Raw genomic sequence first — 5,314 nt, forward strand, 5'->3', positions numbered from 1 at the left:
CTAAATATTGTGGTTGCGAATCGCGACCTAACTTTGTAGACCCCGCCGCTTTTGTTTTAGACATGCCTCTATGTTATCTCAAATTAAAAAATTCGTCAAGAAATACGAACCCGAAATCATCTTAACCACGGGAATTGTCCTAACCGCCTTAATTAGTTTTGGATTTGGCCGATTGTCCGTTTCGTCAGTTGAAGACAAGCCAATTGTGATTGAAACGCCATCTTTAACGGCCTCCATCCAACAATCCGTAGTGGCTGAAGGAAAAATTGTAGGAAGCATCAACAGCGACAAATACCATTGGCCCGACTGCCCGCATGCCCAAAGAATATCACCTCAAAACCAAATTCAATTCTCCTCCGAAAAAGAAGCCCAAGCAGCCGGCTACAAACCCTGTGGCAATTTTGAGAAATACACGCCAAAGTAGATTTGGGGAACGATTTTTATTTATTATAAAAATAAAACCGCCTATTACGGCAGTTTTATCCTTGTTTAATTATAGAATACTAATCTCTAATTGCACATTTCAATTGAGACGAATCTCCTTTTTCAACATTATTTTTCCAATGTAGGGGTTGTAGATTAGAAAGAGCATCACTACCGCGATTTGATTCTGGTATAATGTGGTCTATCTCCCAACCATATTTTGCATCTCTGTCGCCATGCTTACTAAACTGCATCCATGCTCCACATGCGTCTTTTCTAAATACTTTTGGATCATTATCGCCTACAATTTTGCCCTTTTCCCAAACATCCAAAATTGTTTCATTTGACCATCGTTCTTTTCTGTACATAATTTTCTAAATTTAATGATTAAATTTCCCCAAAACCTGAAGATGTGCTATCCTTTAATTATTAAGGTGGTTTGTGCGGATATTCGACCGCATATTTTCAAGTGGGGTTCGACTAGGTCCCGTTTTGATTTTGGTATTTATGCTCTCATCTTAGCAAAAACATTTATTTCTGTCAAATTTATATTAAAGCGTCAAACACTTGACAGGTATTAAACGGAGGATTATGATAGAAACATAACCGGTATTTAAAAAATATGCATCCAATTCAACAAAAAATATTAAGTTTTGCCGACAAGTTAAATTTAAAACGAGATGGACTTAGACAAATTGGAAGATTGGTCGGAGAATCTCACCCCTTTAAAATATCTTATCACTTGAAAAAACTTGAAGAAAAAGGTTTTATTAAAATTGATAAAAAAACTGGTAAAATCAAACATATTAAAGATGATACTCCGCAAAAAGGATTGTTTTTAGCGATTCCAGTTTTAGGATATGCAAACTGCGGTGATGCAAATATTTTCGCAGAAGAAAATTTGGAAGGGTATATTAAAGTATCAAAAAATATTATTAAAGATAGCAATGAACTACTTGCTATTAAGGCATCAGGTAATTCAATGAACAAGGCGAATATCAATGGACAAAATATTGAAGACGGAGATTATGTAATTATTAATTCAAAAAAACAACCCCAGCCAAACGACTATGTTTTGGCAATTATTGATAATTGCGCAAACATAAAAAAATTATTACTGGATTCTAAAAATAAAATTATTTCTCTAATGTCTGAATCAACAGAAAATCATCCGCCAATTTTTATTCATGAAACCGACAAATTTTTGATAAACGGCGTTGTTAAATATGTGATCAAAAAGCCCATTATAAGTTGGTCCTAAATTTTCTTTTTTAGCGATTTTTAGATATAATACAATATAAAAATATTATTATGAATGAAAGAAAAACCGAGTTTTTAGCTCGCGAACATTTTTCTAAATTTTTGGATTCTGTTTTCATAGAAGAACAACGCTCAGATAATCCAAAAATTGATAAGTTGTTAAAAACTGCCTCAAAAAAAGGCGACGGGAAAGGTTATCCCGAATTTATCATTAGTTACAAAACTAATCCTGATTTATTAATTGTTGTTGAATGCAAAGCGGATGTAACTAAACACGAAAGCAAAGATTATGACAAATATTCAGAGTTCGCGGTTGATGGCGCCTTACTTTATGCTTCCTATTTATCTAGGGGTTTTGATGTTTTAGCAATCGCAATTAGCGGAGAAACAAAACAATCGTTAAGAGTTTCTCATTTTTTACATTTGAGAGATGAGAAAAAGGCAATTTCAATTTTTGGAAATAAATTTTTGCCTGTTGACGACTATTTAAACGGATATTTAAAAAGTCCAGAAAAATTCAGACAAGATTATAATTCTCTTTTGGACTTCACAAAACGACTTAACGAAAAGTTACACACTTATAAAATTCTTGAAAGTCAAAGAAGTTTATTGATTAGTTCAATTTTAATTGCTTTAGAAAATACGGCTTTTAAAAAGTCTTATGCCTCACATAAAAAACCAGAAAATCTTGCTGCTTCTCTTATCCAAACGGTTTCTGATGAATTGGAGAATGCAAATATCGCAGGCAAAAAATTAGAGAATTTAAATACTCAATTTAGTTTTATCAAAACAGATACTTCTTTATCCAAAAAAGAAAATGTTTTGAAAGAGATTATTGATGAGATTGATGAAAACATAAATGCTTTTATTAAAACGCATAGATACTTTGATGTTTTGGGTCAGCTTTATATTGAATTTTTAAGATACGCAAACAGTGATAAAGGATTGGGGATTGTATTAACGCCTCCACACATTACAGAATTTTTTTCGGATTTGGCACAAGTAAACAAAAATTCAATTGCTTATGATAATTGTGCTGGTACGGGAGGATTCTTGATTAGCGCAATGAAGAAAATGATCGCAGATGCAAAAGGCGATGAAACAAAAATTAAAGAAATAAAATCAAAACAGCTTATCGGAACTGAATATCAATCGCATATTTTTGCTTTGGCGATTTCAAATATGTATATCCACCAAGACGGAAAAACAAATATCATAAATGGCAGTTGTTTTGATGAAGAAGTGATTGAAGAGGTAAGGGCAAAGAAACCAACGGTTGGCTTTTTGAATCCACCTTACAAATCAAACAAAAAAACCGATACAGATGAATTAGAGTTTATTTTGAATAATTTAGAATGCTTAGTTGATGGCGGAACTTGTGTTGCAATTGTGCCAATGCAAAGTGCTTTAGCGACAAGCGGCAAGGTTTTGGAGTTAAAAAAGAAAATTCTTGAAAAACATACGCTACAAGCGGTTTTATCAATGCCAGATGAATTGTTCTTTAATTCAAAAGTAGGTGTTGTTTCTTGTGCCATGGTTTTTACAGCCCATAAACCACACCCAAACCATAAAGAAACATATTTTGGTTATTACAAAGATGACGGATTTGTAAAAAGAAAGACAAAAGGAAGAATTGACGCTTATGGCAAATGGTCAGAGATTAAAAAAAAGTGGCTTTCAAATTTTATCAATAGAAAAAATGAACCTGGATTTAGTGTCAACCAAATAGTTACTGCTGAAATAGAATGGTCAGCGGAAGCATATATGGAAACAGATTACTCAAACTTATCTGATGATGATTTTATTCAAACACAGTTAAATTATGTAACATTTTTATTAGGTAATGGTTTGTCGGAGCAAGTTTCTAAATTGTCGTTTTCAAAAAATAAAGTTAGTTTAAATATTACAAATTGGAAGAATTTTGAAATGACGACTTTATTTAAAATACAAGGAAGCAAAACAACGCCTCTTTTAGAATTAGCGGAATACGGAAAAGGCAAATACCCTTTTGTTACGACACAAGCAACCAATAACGGCATTGAAGGATTTTATAATTTTTACTCAGAAGAAGGCGATGTTTTAGTAGCCGATAGTGCTGTTTTGGGTTATTGTTCTTATCAAGCATTGCCATTTTCTGCAAGTGATCATGTCGAAAAATTAATACCAAAATTCAAAATGAATAAATATATTGCGATGTTTTTAACAACAATTTTGAATTTGGAACAATACAGGTATAACTATGGAAGAAAATGCAGCCAAACAAGAATGGAAGAAATAAGCATAAAATTACCAAGCAAAAACGGAAATCCTGATTTTGAATATATGGAAAACTATATTAAATCGCTATCCTATTCTTCGAGTTTATGATTCTAGTAAAGGGCATACCCCTTGATCCCGCTCTGTCCCTTGCTCTTCGCCCAAAACGGAAAAAGAAATACGCAAACATTATTCCAAATGATTATTTTTTTAAATTAAATATTAAAGATCGAATAATATGAACGAAGTTAAACCTTCTTTTAGTTTTAAATATGTTTTTCTATTCCTAATTATCACAGTAATATCTACCACCGTAGGTTACTATATAAAAGATTATTTAGGTAAAGAAAATAATGTGTTAGTTGTTTCTAAAATACTTTCAGAAAATAAACTGAATAATAGATCTGACATTAATAACCCTGTCGAAATAAAATATATTTTGCGAGATGAGCCTGAATATAAAATAAAAAGTTATTTTTCACTTACGGTACTTTTGGAGATTTTGGAGAATAGTAGTAACAAATCTATTGAAGATTTTGACATGGTTATCTCATCCGATAATCCAAATATCCATTTTGTAGAACAACCGACCATCAAAACCATACCCAATAAAATATTAAACGGAATAAATGTACAAAAAGAAGAATCTCTTGAGAATAAACATAGATGGAAAATAGATTTATTAAACAAACAAGAGAAATTAATTTTTGAATACAATATGTATTCAAAAGAATATATTCAGGATTTAAATATTGATATTGTCCCGAGAAAGAAAGATTGGACAGTTAACTATGAAAATATTTCATCACCTTATGGAGACTTTAAATCAAGATTATTTTCTTTAATTGCCGCACCAATTATTGTCCTTTTGGGGCTTTTATTTCTATCGTTCCCATTAATATATTTACTTTATAAGATGAAATGGAACATAGATAAAGATTTAAGAAAAAAATATAATAATAAATTTTGGAAATATTTTTTACTCAACTAATATTTAATTTAAAAAAATAATAATATCGCCTGATACGAAATAAAAAGAAAGAAATAAAAACTTCGTTCATCCCGAAAACATTTGCAAAACTTTACTTCTCTTCATTATTATCAACATCAAATGTTGATAATTTATTTCTTCTTCACCGCTGAAATCACCTTAAATTCTCTTTCTAATGTTTTTGTTTGGTCTATTTCTTTTTTTAGATAGTAGGGGAGGGTCTCAATCAATTTTCTGAATTTGGGCATATCAATTGTTAAAATTTCGTTCCATTTGCCAATTGGCTCAAGAATTTCTTTAACCTTGCTAAAATTGTAACTAAATCTTTTTTGGGTTGAACGGGTGATTTGTCCATCTTCGCCAAAAACTCGGTCTATTTTATTA

General features: G+C 31.3%; 6 protein-coding genes. 4 read left to right on the plus strand and 2 right to left on the minus strand.

The genetic code is table 11. The features are described from left to right. The first annotated feature begins 70 nt into the window (after window positions 1–70). Complete coding sequence (locus tag KKI21_01640; protein MBU4284906.1) at window positions 71–424, plus strand: hypothetical protein; 354 nt, start codon at window positions 71–73, stop codon at window positions 422–424. Between the two features lie 79 nt (window positions 425–503). On the opposite strand, the gene KKI21_01645 is transcribed toward KKI21_01640, so the two are convergent. Continuing rightward, the gene (locus KKI21_01645) at window positions 504–791 is read right to left on the minus strand and encodes an HNH endonuclease (GenBank protein MBU4284907.1); all 288 of its coding nucleotides are present in this window, start codon (window positions 789–791) and stop codon (window positions 504–506) included. 254 nt (window positions 792–1,045) lie between these two features. Between KKI21_01645 and KKI21_01650 the strand changes: the two genes are divergently transcribed. The 3 genes from KKI21_01650 to KKI21_01660 all read left to right on the plus strand — a co-directional run bounded on the left by KKI21_01650 (window position 1,046) and on the right by KKI21_01660 (window position 4,930). Beyond that, a complete protein-coding gene (locus KKI21_01650) occupies window positions 1,046–1,684 on the plus strand; it encodes a hypothetical protein (GenBank protein MBU4284908.1) in 639 nt (212 codons plus the stop codon). A 47-nt stretch (window positions 1,685–1,731) separates the two neighbouring features. Further along, window positions 1,732–4,050: an N-6 DNA methylase gene (locus KKI21_01655; GenBank protein ID MBU4284909.1), complete on the plus strand. Its 2,319-nt coding sequence runs from the start codon at window positions 1,732–1,734 to the stop codon at window positions 4,048–4,050. A 127-nt stretch (window positions 4,051–4,177) separates the two neighbouring features. After that, window positions 4,178–4,930 carry a hypothetical protein gene (locus KKI21_01660; protein ID MBU4284910.1) on the plus strand — a complete coding sequence of 251 codons (753 nt, stop codon included), beginning with the start codon at window positions 4,178–4,180 and terminating at the stop codon, window positions 4,928–4,930. Between the two features lie 131 nt (window positions 4,931–5,061). On the opposite strand, the gene KKI21_01665 is transcribed toward KKI21_01660, so the two are convergent. Further along, window positions 5,062–5,314: hypothetical protein (locus KKI21_01665; GenBank protein ID MBU4284911.1), on the minus strand; the 253-nt coding region annotated here is incomplete at its 5' end.

This window comes from Patescibacteria group bacterium (assembly GCA_018897295.1).
Classification (GTDB): domain Bacteria; phylum Patescibacteriota; class Minisyncoccia; order RBG-13-40-8-A; family RBG-13-40-8-A; genus JAHILA01.

What these genes read in the sequence shown, in the direction of transcription:
- KKI21_01645 (MBU4284907.1), bottom strand. Translation starts at nt 791, where the DNA reads ATGTACAGAAAAGAACGATGGTCAAATGAAACAATTTTGGATGTTTGG.
- KKI21_01660 (MBU4284910.1), top strand. Translation starts at nt 4,178, where the DNA reads ATGAACGAAGTTAAACCTTCTTTTAGTTTTAAATATGTTTTTCTATTC.
- KKI21_01640 (MBU4284906.1), top strand. Translation starts at nt 71, where the DNA reads ATGTTATCTCAAATTAAAAAATTCGTCAAGAAATACGAACCCGAAATC.
- KKI21_01650 (MBU4284908.1), top strand. Translation starts at nt 1,046, where the DNA reads ATGCATCCAATTCAACAAAAAATATTAAGTTTTGCCGACAAGTTAAAT.